Source organism: Lysinibacillus sp. S1, assembly GCF_044986265.1.
In the GTDB taxonomy this organism is placed as follows: Bacteria; Bacillota; Bacilli; order Bacillales_A; family Planococcaceae; genus Lysinibacillus; species Lysinibacillus capsici.
Window position 1 is genome coordinate 1299505 of the sequence record NZ_CP173154.1, and the last position, 20965, is coordinate 1320469.

Sequence of the window (20965 nt, forward strand, 5' to 3'; positions counted from 1 at the left end):
ATGAAAACTAGAAGGAGGTATATCAACCTCCCTTTATTTAGCGAATTAAATCCGTAAACTTTGTTAGTACTTGCAGCTGTTTCGCTTCCGCACCCATCCAATCAACTGTTAACTGTGGAATTTCATCTAATGCTGCACGATTTTTCACAGCAATATCTTTATTCCCTGGTAATAAGTAAGCATCTGCTACTAGCTTTTGCCCTTCATCTGACAATAAAAAATCAACATARSSKKGKKCWGATTCTACATGTTGTGCATCCTTTAAAATACCTACTGCTCTTGGACTAACTACTGTCCCACTCGTCGGATAGATAATTTCCACTGGCTCACCGTCTGCTTTTGCTTTATAAGCCATATAATCTACACCTGCAATCGTGGCATTTTTCTCGCCTGTAATAACCGCATCCAAGGCTTCTTTATTCGCACCATTGACTTGTAAGCCATTTTTCTTCCAACTATCAATCGTACTCCAAGCTGTTTTTTCTGCTGCTGTGTAGCCAAATAAGAAATCAACAGCAGAGCCTGACAGACTTGGATCTGGTATATTCATTTTATTTTGCCAATCAGCTTTTCCTAAATCAGACCAATCCGTAGGCGCCTGTGTCGTATTTTTCGTATTATAGGCAATACCTAAAGCAGAGGCACTGTAGCCATAAAAATATCCATCTTGATCCGACCAATCACTGTTAATTTTGTCCTTGTTTTTAGCCGCTTCGTAGCTTTGCAATTGATCTGTTGCTTTTAACCCAGCCATTGAGGCAACAGAGGCAAGTACAACAATGTCAGCTACAGGATTATTTTTTTCCGCTTCTAAACGAGAGAGAATTTTACCCGTAGTTCCTTGAAACATTTCCACTTTAATCCCTGTTTTTTCTTCAAATGCTTGCTGAATATTTGCAGCTAAACCATCTGGCCCAGCAGAATACACTGTCAGAACTTTCTCCTCCTGTGTCTTTGCACTTGCTTCATTCGTCTCTTTTGCCTCTTTATTACCACAGCCAGCTAATGCTARGACCAATAAAATGCCAGCAGTTGCCCATAATTTAAAATGTCGTTTCTTCAATGTAAACCCTCCAATTGATAGATTTGTTTTTCGTCAATAAAAACTTGCAATCTTTTTCCATGCTCTAATGGCTGCTTCTCATAAAAGCTCCAATACTGTCCTTCTACCTGTGCTTGTACTAGATAACGATCGCCAACAAATGTACTTTTCACAATCTGCGCTTGTTTGGCAATCGTACCAGGACGCGATATTCTCGAAACACCCTCAGGTCGCACAATTGATTGTCGATTGTGAAGCCAATTCACTTTGCCAATAAAATCTGCCACATAGGGCGTTGCTGGTGCACGATAAATTTCCTCAGGCGAGCCAATTTGAGCAATCCTCCCTGCCTCCATAACGATAATTTGATCAGACATTGTCATGGCCTCTGTTTGATCATGTGTTACGAAAATGGCTTGGCAATTAAGCTCATGAATGAGGTGCATGATTTCATCTTGCATTTGCTCTCTTAAAACAGCATCGAGAGCGGATAAAGGTTCATCAAATAAAATTAATTGCGGTTTGGTCGCTAAAGCTCTAGCTAATGCCACTCGCTGCTGTTGTCCACCCGATAATTCACCTGGCTTTCGTTTCTCATAGCCTTGCATTTTTACCAATCGCATCACATGCTCGACTCGTTCAGGAATAGCTGATTTCGGAATAATGCCCTTTAAGCCAAAGGCAATATTTTGGAAGATGGTCATATGTGGCCATAGAGCAAAATCTTGAAAAACCATGGCAATATTACGCTTAGTTGGTTTGACATTTTTACGAGACCCCGAAGAATAAATGACGGTGTCATCAAATCGTATTTCTCCTTTTGATGGCTGTTCAAGGCCAGCTATCAACGTTAATAAAGTTGTTTTGCCACAGCCTGATTGTCCGAGAATCGTAATAAATTGCTAATCTAACTCCACATCAAACGGCCACAATGCTTGAGACTGCCCATATTTTGNGTAGAGANTTNNTAAAGAGATAATCATAAGTATCCTCCTCGTTACTTACAACTATAAATTCCAGATATTTAGAAAATATTAATCTACTATTAATAACACGTTAAAAAAAATCTAATAAACTAAAGCAAATACAAGATTTTTTCTAATTTCCTTTAGGAGGATAAAATGAACAATAGTAAATTACAGGCATTTTGCTTACTTGTAGAATTAAAAAAATTAGCCCCTGTCGCCAAAGCACTTGGCATTACAGCCCCCACCGTATCATTTCATATTCGCTCTATAGAGGAGGAATACGGTATTCATTTATTTCGAACAAATGCTGGAGGATACCGTTTAAAATAAGCGGGCGAAGGTGTGTATCATTACGCTCGTCAAATGGTTCAACTTCAAAAGGATATGGATCGTTTTATTGAAAATCTTTTAGCAGGCCATATCGGTTCATTACGACTAGGGGCGAGTGGCTTACCTGCCCATATTTTTATGCCAGATTWAAWTCAWCAAGTTTCAACGACCTATCMTGAGATTCGCAWTTCATTAGAAGTAAAAAMAGCACCTGAAATTGAAAAAAAGGTAGCACTACAAGAATTAGATTTCGGGCTCATCATGGAGACTAAGCAGGAAAATCCTTTACTTCATKACGAAACAATCGGTGAAGATGCACTTATATTGGCATTCAGCCCATCTCACGAGCTAGCAGCACAAAAAGACATCACCAAAGAAGATATTCTTAAGTACAAGCTATTGTTGCATACATCCTCTAGCTCCACGAATCACTTCATTGAAAAGTGGATGGACCCATTTCAGCCTTCTATTTACACAATTGAGCTGGATTCTGTGAGCACGATTAAAAAGATGCTGACCTTTGGCAAAAACTTGGCGTTTCTATCTGTTTCCTTAATAGAAGAAGAATTAAAATCAGGTGTACTGCTGAAGAAAGATCTACATGATGTAACACTAAATAGAAAAATTCAATTGATTTATCCGAAAACGCGCTTAGATCATAAAAAGGATGAATTTGTCAAAATGTCGGTTTATGAAATAGCAAAGCAATTAAAAATGTCTTCTACGATGACATAATTCCACATACAGTCGTAATAACATGGAATGGGAAGATATTTTTATGAAAGGAGGGTTGTCCTTGCTAACCAAGCTGTTGACAAAAGATTGTATACAGCTTGCAAACTTTGTCCGATCATGGCAAGAAGCAATCCATTTAGCGGCTAGCCCATTAGTACAACAACACAAAATTGAACAGCGCTATGTCGAAGCCATGATTCAATCTATTGAATACTATGGTCCTTACGTTGTCATCACACCCAAAGTAGCCATTCCTCATGCACGGCCATCTGATGGGGTTCTTGAACTAGCCATAAGCTTGCTACGATTACAAAAGCCTGTTTTTTTTAGCCCTAATCAGCCTGTCTACCTACTGATTGTGCTAGCTGCCATTGACAATGCTTCACATCTACAGGTGTTGGCTGATTTGGCATTAGTCTTACAAGAACCCGATCAGATTGATGACCTAATCGCCTGTCAACATGCGGACATGATATGGGAGAAAATCAAACAATATACGACAAAGGAGTCAACAGAATGAAAATTTTAGTCGTGTGTGGGAGCGGTTTAGGAAGTAGCTTTATTTTAGAATTGAATGTTAAAAAAGCATTAGAAGTATTGGGGAAAGATGCAGAGGTAACGCATACAGATTTAGCGTCTGCCAAGGCGGAGAAAGCAGATATTTATTTAGGGGCAGCAGATATCGTGAATGAATTAGCGAAAGACAAAGGAATCATTGTGAGCATCGTAAATATGATGAGTATTTCAGAAATAAAAGAAAAGCTTGAACCGTTGCTTTAAGCATTAAAAATTTGGATAGGATGAGGTGTTGGTATGTTAGATGTTATCATGCATGACATTTTAGGAACACCAGCTATATTAGTCGGCCTATTCGCTTTTATTGGTTTACTTATTCAAAAAAAATCAAGTTCCACTGTTCTGTCAGGTACATTAAAAACGATAATGGGCTTTGTCATCCTCGGAGCTGGTGCCACTGTCTTAATTGGCTCTTTAGATCATTTTAGTAAAATGTTCGATCATGCCTTTCAAGTACAAGGAGTCATTCCTAACAATGAGGCCATCGTGGCAGCTGCTCAGACTAATTTTGGTACAGCTACTGCACTAATCATGGTATTTGGTATGATTATGAATCTACTATTTGCGCGATTTACGCCATTAAAATATATCTTTTTAACTGGACATCATACATTATTTATGGCTTGTTTAATCGCCGCTTCATTATCAGTTGGAGGGATGAGTGGTACACCTCTTATTCTTGTTGGGTCTATCATTCTTGGACTTTGTATGGTCGTGTTCCCTGCCATTTTACAGCCGACAGTTCGACAAATAACAGGGAGTAATGACTTTGCTGTTGGTCACTTTGGCAGTGTTGGCTATTATGTTTCTGCAAAGATTGGTAAGCTCTTTGGTAATAAAATGAAATCCACAGAAGATATACAGGTTCCGAAAGCATTAGGCTTTTTACGAGATACCTCAGTTGCTATTTCCTTAACAATGAGTGTGTTCTTTGTAATTGTTGCCCTTTTTGCTGGCCCTTCCTATATTGAGTCACAATTATCAGCTGGCTCAAATTTTATTATTTTCGCTATTATGCAAGCGATTACATTTGCAGCGGGTGTTTATATTATTTTAGCAGGTGTACGGATGTTAATTGCTGAAATTATTCCAGCCTTCAAAGGCATTGCAGATAAGCTTGTACCAAACACAAAACCAGCACTTGATTGTCCAACCATCTTTCCTTTTGCACCAAATGCCGTTATTATTGGTTTCATTTTTAGTTTTATAGCAGGGCTGGTTTCCATGTTTATACTCCCCTTCATCGGACTAAAAGTCATCGTACCAGGTCTTGTTCCACATTTCTTCACAGBTGCTGCGGCGGGKGTCTTTGGAAATGCTACTGGCGGTAGAATTGGTGCGATGTCCGGAGCCTTTGCCAATGGTTTATTAATTAGCTTTATTCCAGCCATACTCCTTATCTTTATGGGAGACATTGGCTATGAGGGCACAACCTTCGGTGATTCAGACTTTGGGGTAATCGGCATTATTATTATTAATTTATTAAAATTATTCGGCGCTGTTTAGAACATATAAAGCCTGACGCTATTTGCGTTAGGCTTTTATAGTGCTGTACATACAAGACGTGCGACGACCTCCTTTGTAGATCAATTCGGTGATCAGTAATCTAGCATCATATTAAAAAAAAATGACGTATATAGAAATGATTCATTATTCTTAGACATCCTAAAAATTTTTTGCACGGATGTCTGACATCAGACTAAAAATATTAAGTTTTTGCCGATATATATTTTATACACAACAGGAGGTACACAAAATTTGAAGAAATTATTCACTAGTTTTCTTTTGATCACTCTGTTGATAGCAGGCTGTTCCTCAGCACCGACAGAAACATCAACTGAAGGATATAAGATAGGAATTTTACTATCAGATGCAGGACTAGGCGATGAATCATTTAATGATTCCGCTTTTAAAGGCTTAGAAAAAGCGCGCGATGAGCTAGGCATTTTGTTTGATTACAAAGAGGCTCCTGATGGTAAATACGAGGAAAAGCTGAATGAACTTGTAGCAGAAAAATATGATATCATCATTGGTCTCGGGTTCTCTGTACAAGAAGCACTAGAAAAGACTGCAAAACAAAATCCCTCTCAGCAATTTATACTGATTGACGGGCAATCTGATATTAACAACATCATTTCGATTACCTTTAAAGAACAAGAAGGTAGCTTTTTAGTTGGCATGATTGCCGCTATGACAAGTAAAACAGGAAAAGTTGGCTTTATTGGTGGAGCAGATGCTCCTGTTATCCATCACTTTGAAAATGGTTTTATCGAAGGGGCACGTTATGTACAGCCATCGATTGAAATTATGAGTGACTATGCTGGTACCTTTGACGATACCCAGGCTGGTGCAGCAATAGCAGAAAGGTATATCAAAAATAACGTTGATTTTATTTACCATGCAGCAGGCTTTACTGGCTTTGGGGCGATAAAAAAGGCAGAGGAAATGGGGATCTATGCAGCAGGTGTTGATATCGATCAGTTTTTTGTTGCCGAAAAAACAGTTGTCACATCCATGCTTAAAAATGTTGATCTAGCCGTCTATCAACTCGCTAAGACATTAGTAGAAAATGGTAAAATTACAGAAAAATCCTTTGCATTAGGTTTAGCGGATCAGGGTGTGGGACTAGCAGATATTCGTGTAATTCAACTGACAGCTGAGCAACAGACTGCTATCGAAAAAGCGAAAGAAGCCATTATTTCAGGTACGATAAAAGTTACTGCGGAAAAGAGGAATGACCAGTGACACTACGTAAGAAATTATTTATGAACACATTGATTCCAATCGTATTGGCTATGGCTATGATCGGCTTTATTATCATACAAACATTCACGATCCAAACAACAGCACAGGATGATACGAAACTTTTACTTACAGTGAAAGAACTAGAGCAAAGTTTAGTTGTTGCCAGCCAATCTTTAAATAATTTTACCTACCTGGATAGTGAAGCCAATAAAAACGAAGCGCTCGCTATTTTACAAGAAACAAAAAGTAATTTAGATGCATTAGCCTCCCTAACGAGAATACCTGAACATCAGACAATCGTCGAAAAAATAGCTAGTAAATTTGAAAATCTAGAAAAGGCGACTGAAAGCGGGTTTCAAGAAAACAATCGCTCTGAAATTAAAAAGCAGTCCATCAGAATTAAAGGAATTTTAAACGATATGTATTTGCTCAAAAAAGAAACGAACGAATGGTATCAAGAAATGATCCAAGTAACGAAGCAAAAAATAGGTTTCATTACAACCTCTACCATCATAGGTAGTGTGCTATTAATTATTGCTACGATACTTTATTCCTATGTAGCTGCGAAAAGAATTACCAAACCCATTAATCAGATTGTAGATTGCGCACAGGCTGCAGCAACAGGAAACTTAACAATGGATACTTCTACCCTTTCCTATCAAGCATACAGTCGATATGAGATTGATCAATTAACAAAAAGCTTTGCAGACATGATGAATAATTTAAAAAGTACTGTACAATCCATTGATAATATTGGAAAGGATGTTAATTTGTTTACACAAGAAGTGACGAGCCATATGAACAATATTCATGAAAGTAGTAATCAAGTCGCTACCTCAACCGACGAATTAGCAAAAGGCAGCTATACGATGTCAGAAGACATTCAATCAGTGGCACTCCAAATGAATAATATGGCAGATCAATTTAGGGATGTAATGCGTACAAGTGAGCAATCGGCTGACACTGGTAAACAAGCTCTGGAGGCTGTTCAWAATGGTCAATATTCATTAGAAAAACAATCTTCCAWTRCAAAGGATATTTCAACCACATCACTTGATATTAAGGAAGCTGTAACTCAATTTTCTCAATTCACTTCGGAAATTGAWGGCGCAGCCAATGCTGTCCATACGAWTGCTAGCCAAACAAATTTATTAGCACTAAATGCTGCTATCGAGGCTGCAAGAGCTGGAGAAGCAGGCAAAGGGTTTGCCATTGTTGCCGAGGAGGTTAAAAAGCTCTCTTCTGAAACGGAGAATGCTACGAATTTAATCACTTCAATGGTCTCGCATATTCAAGATGGCATTACGCACATCCTTACTACGGCTGAAAGAGGTTATCTGCTGTCAAATGAGCAATCTCAATCCATGGTAGAGACAGAACAATCATTCTCTGTTATTACCATGCACATAACAAATATCCATCGCGATTTACAAAACCTCACAAGAGAAATGGCACAAACGAATGAAATGAGCCAGCAAGTAAATAGTACCATTGAAAATATTTCTGCTATTACAGAAGAAACTGCTGCTGGCACAGAAGAAATATCGGCATCAACGCAAGAACAGCTACTTTCCTTCCAAAAAATTAGTGCTAAGATAGACGATCTTGAAGCTATGACTAATACGTTGATGAATGAGCTCAAAAAATTCACCCTATAGCGATTCGATTCATTACCGCAAAAAATCCAGTGAAATGATTCACTGGATTTCTTCTTTCATTATAAAGTTAAACCACCATCTACTAACACAATAGAGCCTGTCATATAGCTTGCTTTGTCCGATGCTAGGTATACTACCATTTCTGCTAATTCCTCTGGTTTTGCATAGCGTCCCATTCTCATATTTGGAATCTCCTCTGGCACATAGCCACCTGTTTCAAACATCGCAGTTACACTGTTTGTTAATGCCGTTTCTACTCCTCCTGGACAGATACCATTGATCCGAATACCTTTTTTTACATACTCCAAAGAAGCTGATTTTGTTAAACCCACTACTGCATGCTTACTTGCAGAATAGACAGCCATACTGTGCTCACTGCGAACTCCTGCTGTAGAAGCTGTATTTATAATTGAACCGCTTCCTTGTCCCTCCATTACTTTTAAAACATATTTTAAGCCAAGGAATACACCCTTCACATTAATTGACATAATACGGTCATATTCTGCATCTTCAATCTCTGTTAGCGGAGAAATTTTCTGAATAACCCCAGCATTATTGAAAAATACATCAATACGTCCGTACGTATCAACAGCAGTATTGACATATTTCTGAACGTCTTCACTTTTTGAAACGTCTGCCTGAACGAAAATACCTTCCCCGCCTTGTTCTCTAATCAAGCTTACTGTTTCTTCCCCTGTTTCTTTGTTGAAATCCACTACCACCACTTTTGCACCATTGCTAGCAAGTTTCAAGCTGCTAGCTCTTCCAATTCCGCTTCCTGCGCCTGTTACAACTGCAATTTTATTCAAAAGATCCATCTTCTATTCCTCCCTAACATTTTAAAGTCACTGTCTATTTTATTGCTACTTCTCCTTTATTTATTGTATTATTCTACACAAAATAGTACTTTCTCAATGTCTATCCAATAAAAATGTAAATGCTTACATTTTAATAGAATTATTACGAACTGGAGTGTAGGAACATGAAAATTAACACTATTGATCTTCAATACATCAGCCAATTAATCTATGAAACACATCATCTTCCAGTCACTTATATTAATTCATTAGGAAAAATAATCTTTGACTATTCATCAACAAATAATCCATCTTACATTTCTTTAAAGGAACAGTTGAAAACATATCCTTACCATAAAGATTCTAATGCCTATCCAATTTTTTTCTCTTATGCTGAGKTTAATTTTTTCTATATTAATGTGCAGCAAGAGGATCAATATTTAGGTGCAATTGTAGTTGGCCCTTCCCTTTCTCCAGAAGTGGAAGACATAAAGACAAGTGTTAATCAAGAGCTGATTCCTATTCTTCATTATCAACAAAGTTTAGCCATTAGTTTATTTGTGTATTACGCCATCTATCAAAGGAAATTAAATAAATCTGCTGTCATTTATCACAACCAAGCATTAAGACCTCTCATTCGTCATGAGGAAAATACTACGCTTGAGCTCTCCTATGCAAGAAGAAATGATATTGTTCATACAAATCTTTACTATGAAAAAATATTGTTAGACAATGTGAAAAATGGGCGTATAGAGAAACTAAATGAAGTTTTGAATTATTCCATTGTTGAGCAAGCAGAACTTGGAATACTATCAAAACGCAATAATTTAAGAAGTGTTCAATATTTGATGATTACAGGCATTGCACTTATTTGCCGTGCAGCAATTGAGGGTGGTTTAAATGAAGAAACAGCCTTTACATTAAATGATTTTTACATTCAAAAGCTAGAAGATCAAAACAGTTTAATCGAAATTCTTTCGTTAATGGAGGAAGCTATTTACGACTATACAAGCCGTGTATCACAGGCAAATACAATGAAGTATTCTGGACCCATTACTACCTGTATCCATTTTATTGAAAATGAGTTGTATGGGGATCTAACACTCGACCAGCTTTCAGCAATTTGCCACCTAAGCCCCAATTATCTTTCCTCCTTATTTAAAAAGGAAGTAGGTACTTCCTTTAGTGAATATATTCAGCAGCAAAGGATTGATGAGGCGAAAAAACTCTTAACATTTACCAACTATCCAATCCTAGACATCGGTTCATTACTTAATTTCACAGATCAAAGCTATTTCATTAAAGTTTTCAAAAAATTTACGGGAATTACCCCTAAACAATATAGAACTAAGTATTCTCATAAATAATTCGATATAGAGGGAAAGTAAAAGGATGGTAGAAATCAATTTTTACTTTCTCTTTCCTTTTTTGAAGTACTAACAATATCATCTATGTCATATCTTGAATTAAAACGTAACCATTACACTTTAAGGAGGTCTATGTGGAACGTCTCCATTTTTCTAAATATGTATTGAATTTTTGGTTGCTCTTCATTTTATTCCTAGGCATGCTACAACTACTGTTATTCAACGTCTCAGCTCTAAACGACCTTAGTTCCTCTCTACTCAATTTAAATACGATATTTTTAAGTATTTTAATTGAAGCATTACCATTTGTCTTAATTGGAATACTGATTGCTGGCTTTATTCAGATTTTTATAACAGAGGAACATATCCAAAGGTGGATTCCCCGAAACCCTGTGATGGCAGTTATCATGAGTTGTCTTGTAGGTGCATTATTTCCAGCCTGTGAATGTGGGATTGTTCCGATTGTTAGAAGATTGATTGTCAAAGGCGTACCTATACATGCAGCTATAGGCTTTATGTTAACTGGTCCACTTATTAATCCCGTTGTTATTCTTTCTACTTATATGGCATTTGGAAATGATTTAAGAATAGCGAGCCTTCGAATGCTTGTTGGCTTTGTCATCGCTATTGTAGTAGCATTACTTATCAGCTTATTTTTTAAAGGCTCCCAATTTAAGAGCTCTTTACAGCCCTACTCATTAACAATCCCTAGTCAACAAACATCCTTCTTCACCAAATTATTAAATATGGTCAAACATGCCATCGATGAATTTTTTGATATGGGTAAATACTTAATTATCGGGGCATTTTTAGCTGCCTTTGTACAAACCTATATATCTACCAAAACACTCGTAGCCATTGGAGAAGGTGAACCCTCCTCCATTCTAGTTATGATGGGCTTAGCCTTCATTCTGTCACTTTGCTCTGAGGCAGATGCCTTTATTGGCGCATCCTTTAGTGCTATTTTCTCCACTCCATCCATTCTAGCCTTTCTTATTTTTGGCCCTATGATCGATTTGAAAAATACCATTATGTTGATGAGCGTATTTCGTTTAAAATTTGTTTTTTGGTTAATCGCCTTAGTGGCTACAGTTGTCTACATTAGTATATGGATTCTTTCAGCGTATCTCTAAGGGGGAAAACCATGAAATTTCACGTTCAACAAGCGCTAAGAGCCTTCATGTTACTCGCCTTTTCGGCTATGATTGCCAACCTACATTGGACCGGAGAACTAACAAAATTTATCAACCCTAAATATGAAGGGCTGAGTAAAACAGCCGCCATTTTATTTTTTATACTATTTCTTGTTCAAGTGACAAGAATTATATCTTTTTCAAAGGTTCCTCATTCATGTGATCAAACGGGACAAGCATGCTGCTCCCATCACGACCATGGTCACACAGCCTTTACCCGAAAAAAAATGATAGCCTACCTCATTATCATGACACCAATAATGACAGGCTTCTTGGTGCCAGCAAAAATTTTAGATGCATCCATCGCTGATAAAAAAGGTGGTGCATTTATTCTCACCCAGCAAAATCAATCATCTAAAATAGAGGATTACCTCACTTCAAATGAAACGATTGATGAAAACATCTATGATGAACATGAAGCTGATCCCCGACTGACAGAGGAAAAACAGGAAATGACAAAAAAACAATATGAGCAATTAAAGCAACAGCTATCCCAACAATCCATGCTAAAAATGACCGATGAGGACTACACGATTTATTATGAAGAAATTAATCAAAATTTGGCTAACTATTTGGGGAAGAAAATACAGTTGAAGGGCTTTGTTTTAAAAGAAGAAAATTTTACAGAAAAGCAACTAGTGATTTCAAGATTTCTTATTACGCATTGCGTCGCCGATGCCAGTATCGTCGGCTTTCTGACAGAGTTTTCGGACGCTCCTACACTCACAGAAGATACATGGATTGAAGTGGTCGGTACAATTAGTCAAACAACATATGAAGGTGCAAGCTTACCTGTTATCCATATTGATGATTGGGTAACAATCGAACAACCTGAATCACCTTATCTTTATCCTATTAATATTCGAATGAGTTTCTAGCAATAAAAGGGCAAAGCTTATGGCTTGCCCTTTTTCAGCTATTAATAGGGGATTGCACATCTAAGCCTAAATGGGAACGTAATGTGCTACCTTCATATTCAGCTCTGAATAACCCCCGCTCTACTAACATGGGAATAACGTCGCTAAAGAACAAATCCAAAGATTTCGCAGGTCCGCCTGGTATGGCAATAAAGCCATCCAATGCACCCTCTTCATAAAAAGTAACGATTTGATCGACAATATCCTGTGGTGTACCGATTGCTACAAGGTGGGCTGAGCCAATTACCTCTGGGCGTGCTAACAATACTGCGACTGTTGGTTCATTGTTTACAATATAACGACGTACCAAATCTGCATGTGTTTTACTACGTACTTGTTGATCTTTTGATGGCAGCATATCAATCGTTACCTGATCTTCAAGTGCCAAATGACGAACATCCATGCCAATCACAGATTCTAAAGCACTGTAGCGCCGCTCAAGTGTTAAATGTGCATGTGCTTGTCGGTGCATTTCGAGTGCTTCTTCATATGTATCCCCTATAAAGAAATAGAGTCCGGGTAATAAGCGAATATCGTCGGCTGAACGACCTACTTCTATAGCCTGCTGACGCAAATCATTACGCATCTCAATACCCACCTCCATGACTGGTGTAGCCGCAAAAATCGCATTGGAAACAGTAGCCGCAAATTGCCGCCCAACATCCGACGCTCCTGCTTGGAAGAGTGGAATCTCTCCTGCTGGATGCATTGGGAGATTTAAGGGACCTTTTATATGGAAAAATTCTCCTTCATACTCAATTGGCTTAACAAGCTCTTTTATTTTCTCTAAATTCCCATCCATTTCTAATGTTTCATAGGGATAACTATGCCATAGCTGCTTGACCACCGCTGTACATTCTGCCGCTTTAGCATAACGCTCCTCGGAAGAAGGCATGGGCTCATTGCTGAAATTATGGGCGCCATCTATAGAGGTTACGATATTCCATCCAACTCGTCCTTCGCTAATCCAATTTAAGGACTGCAATTGACGCGCAATCAGATAAGGTGGCGTAAAGGATGTGGAAATCGTTGTTACTAAGCCAATCTGTTTCGTTTCTCTTGCCACCATCGCCATTAAAAAGTTAGGGTCTAAGCCAACTGTTCCTTTCATTTTAGCCATTAATTCTGGATGAGCTGTTAAATAATCCGCCTTAAATACAAAATCTAATTTCGCTGCTTCAGCACGCTGCGCAAATGCAATATGTTCTTCTATCAAGGCACCCTGTTTGCCATGATTACCGTAAACAGCTAAATGCATTCCAATAATAAGGTGTCTTTTCATTGCTACTCTCCTTCTTTTTAATTGATAACGATTATCATTTTCATAATAATCATTCATGGCAGAGATTGCAATGAATGTCTATTAAGTTTTTGAAGGTCCTCTAACAAATGAAAAATAAGCAACCAAACTAATATTTACTATAAAGTTAAATAAAGGTATTATTGAGATAATTCAAAAATATTTAAGCGGAGGAATCATGAGAAAATTTACCTCTTTATTTATAGTTACTCTTTTTATATTTCCAATTGGTGGAGCATCTTTTATAGAAGATCCTATACTCCAACCATCTATTCCGCCGAACCTTGGTGCTTCTGCTGAGGAATCTTATTCTACCCCCACAGCTGAAAAAAGTGATGATTCTCTTCTTACAACGTCTTCTACCTTTCCAACTGGTCAGGGTTCGATGAGCTTTAATTTTAAAGCACCTAGTAATGGCACTGATACAATTCAAATTTATGTGAAAAATAACAGCTCACAATCTATTAGGTTTATATTAACTGCACCTAATGGAACGGTTTGGATAGACGGAGAGATCATTAAATCTGGACAATCATTTACTTCAACTTACGAGTTGGATGCAAGCCAAGCTGGTCAATGGTTCATGAAATTTGATAATAATGATGGTTCTTCAATTACAGTAGATATAAATACAAGTTACGAAATTTAATATGGAGCTTCACCCTTTAGCTTTTTTCTATTCAAATAGGTGATGCAAAAATTTGTTTTTCCGTTGGGTCCCAGAGAACAATTCCAACATCCTGCTTCTGATCGATTACCCGAATGGTGATGGGGATATAGTCAAATAAAATTGTATTTATTTTTGTACTAGTGAGCTGTAACAAGCCAATTAATTCAATATCATTAACCAGTGGTACGTGTATTTCTAGATTAATATCTGTTAATTTGCCATCTTCATAACGAAGTTTTCCCATGATTTTAGGATTTAAATGTTTAAATCCACCTTGAATATCCTCTTTAAAAATTAATAATTTATTATACATATTTTGGTCCAAACTATATAAAGCATCTGATGGGAATATATAATGCTTTTTATCTATATCAAACCATTTTGTTATGGTATCTGTATCTTTAGGAATAAAGGTTTCAGCTAAAAATATGCCTGGAATAATATCGTTTATATTAGATTCTTGATATAAAGTTAAATAAATAGGGACTCTCGGATATTTTTCATTTTTTCTAATATCCTCAAGAATCCTTTTAGCTACTTCCTTCCCATAATTTTTAACATCGTTGATATCATCATCATTTTGGTCTACTTTCACTTGGCCTGTGTAAATTAAACCATTGGCATCGGAAACTCGTATATCATAAAATTCATTTAACGAGATCGCGATCGATAGTCCCTCTACTTTGTTATTTTCTTTATTAATAAAATTTTGTTCTAACACATGTGAGAGAATCAAAGGATACTTTTTTTCATCCTCTAGCACATTGTCACTTCTAGTTTCAATGGCTGGATTTAACCCAATACCTTCATCTGTTTTTCTACTTAACCATTGGCTGATCATTTTCTCTTCGAGATATTGACCTTCCTGCATATAAAACTTGTCAGTTGAGAAATGATTCACCGATAAATTCATGAGCCCTCTTTCAATTTCATTAATATTTAAAGCGTTATTCATATTATTGATGATTGAACCTCTAGCAATATTGACTTTTGCAGGCTGTTGAATCTCATAGACCTCCTTTTTCTGTATCGATGAAATATACTTTTTCTCATTAGCAGTAACACTTTTATCCTCACTACTACAAGATGCTAAAATCAATATTGGTGCGAATAAAAATAACATAAAGCTTCTTTTTTTCATTGCTATTTCTCCTTGCATACTATGTATCATTTGATAAATTATCTCATTCAACGATACCAAATTTACCAAAATAAAACATTATATATTTACAAATCTCCCCATTTACCTATCTGATAATCAAAAAAGACCTATGCTCGTTTTCTCGAACATAGGTCTTACTACTTTCAACTGCTAATGAGTGGGTTTTTCACTACAGTGGAGTGGCTCTCACACTTTTAAGAGCGGGTTTTCGCTTCTTTAGGAGCGGGTTCCCTCCTTCTTAGAGCGATTTATCCCTCAATACTATTTGGCATTTTTATCGGGCTGGTGAATACCAAATACATTGCCTTCCGTATCAATATAATAGCCTTGCCATGCCATTCCTGGTAATGCGTACTTTGGCATGGCTACTTTGCCCCCGTTTTCAAGAATTTTTGCTTCCGTTACATCATAACTTTCAACACCCATTGTACAAGCATAGCCATTCAACGCTTGGTTTGTTTCTGGTGGAGGCCCTTGGCGTTGCATTAAAGCACCGTTAATGCCAAGTTCACCATCTTCACCTGTCACGGCACCGAAGTAAGGCATGCCTGCATATTCACTCCAGTCCTGAAATGACCATCCAAAAACTTCCCCATAAAAATCCTTAGCTCGATCCATATCACTTACATGAATTTCAAAATGAACTAATCTCCCCATAGTATCCTCCTTAAAGATGAATGTATTTGATCATATTTACTATATATCATTTTTCTGAAGATTAAAATTAATAAATTATTTCTGCCATACCAACAACATGTTGGTTATAGAGACTTATATGGAATCTCCCATCTATTATTCAATTCTATTATTTTTACAACTACAAAAAAGTGTGACTAGAAAATGAATTATTCTCTAATCACACACTATTAGGGCTAGTTATAATTGACTATATACCGAAATGGCATCGGTAATATTATATTGCTCCGTTCTAGGGCTGCCGTCCGCTCCTACTGTCACTAGCACATATTCTTGTCCATTTATAAGGGCTAAGCTTGCTAAACATAAGCCTGCATCTTCTGTATAGCCAGTTTTTCCACCTAAAATTTCCCCTCCTGGCAATGCACTTGACGTCATATGCTGAAACATGCGACTGGTAAAAGTAATGCCTTCCGGATGAAGGTTTGTTGATTTTATAGAATATCTTTCTGCTGTATAAACATTTCGAAAATCATCGTTTGTTAAGGCGTATTGTAAAAGTAAAGACATATCCTTTACAGTTGTATAATGATCTGAATGGTGGAGTCCAGTTGTATTCACAAAGTGCGTATTTTTCATGCCTAGCTGCTGCGCCTTTTCGTTCATCAGTTTCACAAATCCACGTTCTGACCCCGCAACATATTCAGCTAAACCTAGTGATGCCTCTGCACCTGATGGCAACATAGAGCCATACAACAAATCTTCTACTGTCAGCTTTTCATTTGGGAGAAAGCCCGCCACTGACGCATTTTCCTCTAATAAATCCCGAAAGATATGTTTAGGTAAAATGATTTCTTCTTGTAAATTGGAGATCTGCTCTATCGCGACTAGAACCGTCATCATTTTTGTCAAAGAAGCAGGATAAATCTTTTCCTCACTTTTTTTATCTAAAACAATTTGATTTTCATCCAAATTCACTAAAATTGCATTCGAACTGTACATATCAAGATCGAGCATATGCTGACTGGCTGTTTGTACTACTTTTGGTGCATGATCTATTTCCTGACGTAAAGTCATTGGCGATTCTTTCAATAGTAAATAAACGAAAATCAGTATGGATAAGAACAATAAACTCAATATACCTTTTCTCTTGAACATAAAAACAACTCCTTCTCTTTATGCTTTTATTCAACCATAAAAAAAGGAGCTTATTTTTAATTTACTATTAGTGAATTCTTAAGGTTTCTTAAGAATTGGTTGGAATCATCACGGTGAATACGGTTGTATCATTACTAGAAGTTGCGGTAATGGTTCCGCCATGGGCCTGTACAATTTCATTAGAAATGGCTAAACCAAGCCCAGCACCTCCTGTTTGGGTAGACCTTGCACTATCTAAGCGGTAAAACTTTTCAAATATCATTTTTAATTTTTCAGGAGGGATCGTCTTCCCTGTATTCGTAAACGAAATAAATGTCTGATTATTTTCGCTTTGCGCACTAATTTCAATTGTACTATTTGGATCACTATAGGCAATTGCATTTTTTAAAATATTATTAAATACCCTTGCTATCTTATTACCGTCTGCATAGATAGTAATATCTTCATCTAATTTGACGATGGCTTTTTGACCCTTTGGTGCCAGCAATGGATAAAACTCGTCGGCCACTTGCATTAACATATGTTGTAAAGGAATAGAATCTTTCTCTAAAATGATGGATTGTAAATTAAACCTGGTTATTTCAAAAAATTCATTGATTAGTTGTTCCAGTCTATAAGATTTATCTAATGTAATCGTCACATATTTTTCTTTCTGCTCTACCGGCATATCCCTCGCTTCATCTAAAAGACTTAAGTAGCCAATAATGGATGTTAAAGGTGTTTTAATATCATGCGCTAAATAGACAACTAAATCATTCTTTCGTTGCTCAGCTTCTTGTGCATCCCTTGCACGCTTTTCTAATTTATATTTCACGTTATTTAATTTTTTTTCCAAAAAATCGAGTTCAGCTGGGAGCTCAATTTCCTTCCCTGACTCATCAGCAAGCATGGTAATACTTGAACTAATTTGATGAAAATATCGGGTAAATCGAGACAAGGCGATATAGAAAATAATCAATAATAATAAAATAAATCCTATCGCAAGCCAAAGCGATTTATTTTGTCGAAATAACACATGATAGGCATTGCTTGCAGCATAATAATCAAGTTGCAAGACATTTTCACAAAAAGCAATAAAAGCATCTGCAAAGGGAGCTTGTAAGACCCCATCAATAAATGCAAAATTAATAAAAAAGCCTATGATGCTAGCGATGACAAGTATCGAAATAATTTGTAGAACCATTTTCCTTTTCAGTTTGCCAAACTCATTTTTCAATGGTATACCCCACTCCCCAAACCGTTTTAATATACTTTGGGTTCTCCGCAGCATCCTTCATTTTTTCCCGTAAATGTCGAATGTGAACCATTACCGTGTTATTGCTGCTAAAGTACTTTTCCCCCCAAATTTCTTGGAATAATTGCTCTGAGCTAATAACTGTCCCTCGATTTGCACATAAATACCAAAGAATAGCGAACTCCGTAGGTGTAAGGGATATGGACCTTTCATTTAAAAAGACTTGTCGTGTGTTTTTATTAATCACCAAGCCAGCAAAATCAATGATATCTTCCTGTTGCTTCGAACCTTGGTTGTAGAAAGTAAACCTTCGTATTTGTGCCTTTACACGAGCAACCAACTCTAATGGACGAAATGGCTTTGTTATATAATCATCTGCTCCCAGAGAAAATCCATTTATTTTATCGATTTCTTCTTCCTTTGCCGTAAGCATTATCACTGGAAAATTTAGTGTTTCTCGGATTTTTCGTAAAATAGTAAACCCATCTATATCAGGCATCATAATATCCAGAACAGCTAAATCTACTTTCTCATGCTCAATACATGCCAAAGCCTCTTGAGCCGTATAAAACTTAAATACATGATAGTTTTCATTTTTTAAGTAAAGTTCTATTAAATCTGCAATTTCCTTTTCATCGTCAACAACTAATATATTCAACTGTATTGCCCTCTCCTTCTCCCCACTTGTTTTCCAATGATTTTTCACAGGCATTATAGCACTTACGCATGACTATATCTATTATTAGGGTAGTTAGATGAAAACATCTTTCCAGCTCTACTTTTAATAAGTTTATATTAACAAAATCATAGATAGCTTCATAATGAACTATTACTACATCAAAAATAGGCTTAGGTTATATCCCAAGCCTCGCATTTTCTGGTAATTAATTTGTTGGATTGATTGCTGTAGTAGTAGATTTTCGACTCATATCCTGTGTTACCACTCTACCTGCGTAATATAGCATTTGTTTATTTAATTTATTCTCTTTTACAGTTATACTGGTCGGTTTCACTTTGAGAACAAGCGTTTTGCTCCCTAAAGATGACTGATATTTTTCGATATGCTTTTTTGATAAAGGTGCTTGGTAATAATCTGGTACATATTTATCAAGCATTGCCTGCATAGCAGCAGTAGCTTCATTTAAATCAGTAACAAATTCCACCAAACCATTTGCTACTACACTTATATAAGCCGTATCAGTCTTAGCAGGAATAGGGTCTACCATTGTTCCATAATTTTCACTTATTGTGATACATGCATTCCGATTATTTGTTAGAATATCTATTTTTCTTCCTTCGTTGGCACCATGAAAATAAAAACTTCCGTCTTTGTAAACATAATTTAGCGGAATAACATATGGCATATGTTGATCTACCAAACCAAGAAATGCAGTTTGTGCGCCTTCTAATAATTGTTTAATTTGTTTTTCATCTGTACAAGCTCTATTTATCATCCGAATATCTGTTACCATTATCATTCCCCCTATCCTCTTCTAAAAAGGAGTCTACAGCAGTATTGCACGTTAAAAAAGGGACAGTTTGATGAAAGGGCATGGGTACAAGGTAAAAATACTAGTTTATCAAAAGCCCATACTATTTTCTTAGAAGTTCTCTAGTTCTACAAATGAATGTCATATATTGAATGATTTCTTCTCCAAATTTTCACCTACATTACGATAGAATAGTTTAAGTTGCGCAACAATCATAATGCTAATGACTACAAGTAAAAACCATGAACTGATTTTACCAAAATGAACAATCGACCAAGACACCTCTTGATTTGGATAGGACCATGCTCCAAAGAACGTTGCAATATTTTCAGCAATCCAAATGAAAAAGCCAATCAAAAAGAACGATACAACGATGGGCATTTTAAAGACTTTGTTCCGTACTGTAAATTTTACAACAGTACGATAAAACACAATAAATAGTAGTGCCATTAACAGCCATCTAAAATCATAAATAAAATGGTGTGTGAAAAAATTCAAGTAGATAATGGCTCCAAGTGGAATAGCTACATAACTTTTTGGCCAGCTTACAATTTTTAAATCAAACCTACGCCAAGCTTGGCAAATATAACTTGCTACACTCGCATACATAAATCCGCTATATAAAGGCACACCCCCTATTTTTGTCCACGCCTCTTCAGGATATGACCATGAATTGAAATTCACTTTATATAGTTCGAGCACGAGCCCAATAATGTGAAACAAGCAAATGACTTTTATTTCATCCTTTGTTTCTAAACCAAATTTATACATCAAGTACTGAGTCAATAGACAGATTGCCAGAATAAAGTCATATCTTCCTACCCCAGGTATTTGAATGGCTTTAGAGAGTGCAAGTGTAGCAAATATCACAACGGGAAAAATACAAGATAATGATTGATGATACGTAAAGACTCCTAAGTCTTTAATAAAATTCTTCAACATGAATCCACCTCAAATGAACTTGTTCATAATTAAATTGCTTCTTGT

22 protein-coding genes are annotated in these 20965 nt (G+C 36.6%); 11 read left to right on the forward strand and 11 right to left on the reverse strand.

Going from position 1 to position 20965, the window contains the following annotated elements; all coding sequences use genetic code 11:
• Positions 1-37 precede the first annotated feature (37 nt).
• Positions 38-1063 carry an ABC transporter substrate-binding protein gene (locus ACHZEU_RS06840; RefSeq protein WP_404804265.1) on the reverse strand — a complete coding sequence of 342 codons (1026 nt, stop codon included), beginning with the start codon at positions 1061-1063 and terminating at the stop codon, positions 38-40.
• Positions 1060-1890: an ABC transporter ATP-binding protein gene (locus ACHZEU_RS06845; protein WP_404804266.1), complete on the reverse strand. Its 831-nt coding sequence runs from the start codon at positions 1888-1890 to the stop codon at positions 1060-1062. The genes ACHZEU_RS06840 and ACHZEU_RS06845 overlap by 4 nt, the downstream gene beginning before the upstream one ends.
• Positions 1891-2163: 273 nt before the next feature.
• Between ACHZEU_RS06845 and ACHZEU_RS06850 the strand changes: the two genes are divergently transcribed.
• The 7 genes from ACHZEU_RS06850 to ACHZEU_RS06880 all read left to right on the forward strand — a co-directional run bounded on the left by ACHZEU_RS06850 (position 2164) and on the right by ACHZEU_RS06880 (position 8054).
• Positions 2164-2340 (forward strand): LysR family transcriptional regulator, encoded by a 177-nt coding sequence (locus tag ACHZEU_RS06850; protein ID WP_404804267.1) that lies wholly within the window; start codon positions 2164-2166, stop codon positions 2338-2340.
• Positions 2341-2373: 33 nt separating this feature from the next.
• Positions 2374-3075, forward strand: a complete 702-nt coding sequence (locus tag ACHZEU_RS06855; RefSeq protein ID WP_404804268.1) for a LysR substrate-binding domain-containing protein — start codon at positions 2374-2376, stop codon at positions 3073-3075.
• Between the two features lie 61 nt (positions 3076-3136).
• On the forward strand, positions 3137-3595 hold the full coding sequence (locus ACHZEU_RS06860) for a PTS sugar transporter subunit IIA (RefSeq protein WP_404804269.1): 459 nt from the start codon (positions 3137-3139) through the stop codon (positions 3593-3595).
• Positions 3592-3855 (forward strand): PTS sugar transporter subunit IIB, encoded by a 264-nt coding sequence (locus ACHZEU_RS06865; protein WP_004232490.1) that lies wholly within the window; start codon positions 3592-3594, stop codon positions 3853-3855. Before ACHZEU_RS06860 ends, ACHZEU_RS06865 begins: the two co-directional genes overlap by 4 nt.
• Positions 3856-3888: 33 nt before the next feature.
• Positions 3889-5157, forward strand: coding sequence for a PTS ascorbate transporter subunit IIC (locus tag ACHZEU_RS06870; RefSeq protein WP_404804270.1), 1269 nt, complete (start codon positions 3889-3891; stop codon positions 5155-5157).
• Positions 5158-5409: 252 nt separating this feature from the next.
• Positions 5410-6396: a BMP family protein gene (locus tag ACHZEU_RS06875; RefSeq protein WP_115673461.1), complete on the forward strand. Its 987-nt coding sequence runs from the start codon at positions 5410-5412 to the stop codon at positions 6394-6396.
• Positions 6393-8054, forward strand: coding sequence for a methyl-accepting chemotaxis protein (locus ACHZEU_RS06880; RefSeq protein WP_404804271.1), 1662 nt, complete (start codon positions 6393-6395; stop codon positions 8052-8054). The genes ACHZEU_RS06875 and ACHZEU_RS06880 overlap by 4 nt, the downstream gene beginning before the upstream one ends.
• A gap of 59 nt (positions 8055-8113) precedes the next feature.
• On the opposite strand, the gene ACHZEU_RS06885 is transcribed toward ACHZEU_RS06880, so the two are convergent.
• A complete protein-coding gene (locus ACHZEU_RS06885; RefSeq protein ID WP_404804272.1) occupies positions 8114-8872 on the reverse strand; it encodes an SDR family NAD(P)-dependent oxidoreductase in 759 nt (252 codons plus the stop codon).
• A 164-nt stretch (positions 8873-9036) separates the two neighbouring features.
• On the opposite strand from ACHZEU_RS06885, the gene ACHZEU_RS06890 reads away from it, so the two are divergent.
• The 3 genes from ACHZEU_RS06890 to ACHZEU_RS06900 all read left to right on the forward strand — a co-directional run bounded on the left by ACHZEU_RS06890 (position 9037) and on the right by ACHZEU_RS06900 (position 12289).
• Positions 9037-10218: an AraC family transcriptional regulator gene (locus tag ACHZEU_RS06890; protein ID WP_404804273.1), complete on the forward strand. Its 1182-nt coding sequence runs from the start codon at positions 9037-9039 to the stop codon at positions 10216-10218.
• A gap of 134 nt (positions 10219-10352) precedes the next feature.
• Positions 10353-11351 (forward strand): permease, encoded by a 999-nt coding sequence (locus ACHZEU_RS06895; RefSeq protein WP_279494378.1) that lies wholly within the window; start codon positions 10353-10355, stop codon positions 11349-11351.
• 11 nt (positions 11352-11362) lie between these two features.
• A complete protein-coding gene (locus tag ACHZEU_RS06900; protein WP_279494377.1) occupies positions 11363-12289 on the forward strand; it encodes a TIGR03943 family putative permease subunit in 927 nt (308 codons plus the stop codon).
• 34 nt (positions 12290-12323) lie between these two features.
• Here the strand turns inward: ACHZEU_RS06900 and ACHZEU_RS06905 are convergent, their stop codons facing one another.
• The gene (locus ACHZEU_RS06905) at positions 12324-13586 is read right to left on the reverse strand and encodes an NtaA/DmoA family FMN-dependent monooxygenase (protein WP_279496440.1); all 1263 of its coding nucleotides are present in this window, start codon (positions 13584-13586) and stop codon (positions 12324-12326) included.
• 220 nt (positions 13587-13806) lie between these two features.
• Here ACHZEU_RS06905 and ACHZEU_RS06910 point away from each other — a divergent pair, with 220 nt between their 5' ends.
• Positions 13807-14277 carry a hypothetical protein gene (locus tag ACHZEU_RS06910; protein ID WP_054550673.1) on the forward strand — a complete coding sequence of 157 codons (471 nt, stop codon included), beginning with the start codon at positions 13807-13809 and terminating at the stop codon, positions 14275-14277.
• Positions 14278-14308: 31 nt separating this feature from the next.
• Here the strand turns inward: ACHZEU_RS06910 and ACHZEU_RS06915 are convergent, their stop codons facing one another.
• From ACHZEU_RS06915 to ACHZEU_RS06945, 7 genes are all read right to left on the reverse strand, one after another.
• Positions 14309-15439 (reverse strand): CamS family sex pheromone protein, encoded by a 1131-nt coding sequence (locus ACHZEU_RS06915; RefSeq protein ID WP_081011057.1) that lies wholly within the window; start codon positions 15437-15439, stop codon positions 14309-14311.
• Between the two features lie 282 nt (positions 15440-15721).
• Entirely contained in the window at positions 15722-16117 is a 396-nt protein-coding gene (locus tag ACHZEU_RS06920) for a VOC family protein (protein WP_103117691.1), read from the reverse strand.
• A gap of 219 nt (positions 16118-16336) precedes the next feature.
• On the reverse strand, positions 16337-17254 hold the full coding sequence (locus ACHZEU_RS06925) for a D-alanyl-D-alanine carboxypeptidase family protein (protein WP_131519623.1): 918 nt from the start codon (positions 17252-17254) through the stop codon (positions 16337-16339).
• 88 nt (positions 17255-17342) lie between these two features.
• Positions 17343-18437: a cell wall metabolism sensor histidine kinase WalK gene (locus tag ACHZEU_RS06930; RefSeq protein ID WP_244205601.1), complete on the reverse strand. Its 1095-nt coding sequence runs from the start codon at positions 18435-18437 to the stop codon at positions 17343-17345.
• 22 nt (positions 18438-18459) lie between these two features.
• The gene (gene vanR, locus ACHZEU_RS06935) at positions 18460-19152 is read right to left on the reverse strand and encodes a VanR-ABDEGLN family response regulator transcription factor (protein ID WP_199768326.1); all 693 of its coding nucleotides are present in this window, start codon (positions 19150-19152) and stop codon (positions 18460-18462) included.
• Between the two features lie 220 nt (positions 19153-19372).
• Complete coding sequence (locus ACHZEU_RS06940; protein WP_066038246.1) at positions 19373-19960, reverse strand: pyridoxamine 5'-phosphate oxidase family protein; 588 nt, start codon at positions 19958-19960, stop codon at positions 19373-19375.
• Between the two features lie 159 nt (positions 19961-20119).
• A complete protein-coding gene (locus tag ACHZEU_RS06945; RefSeq protein ID WP_054550667.1) occupies positions 20120-20920 on the reverse strand; it encodes a DUF817 domain-containing protein in 801 nt (266 codons plus the stop codon).
• Positions 20921-20965 lie beyond the last annotated feature (45 nt).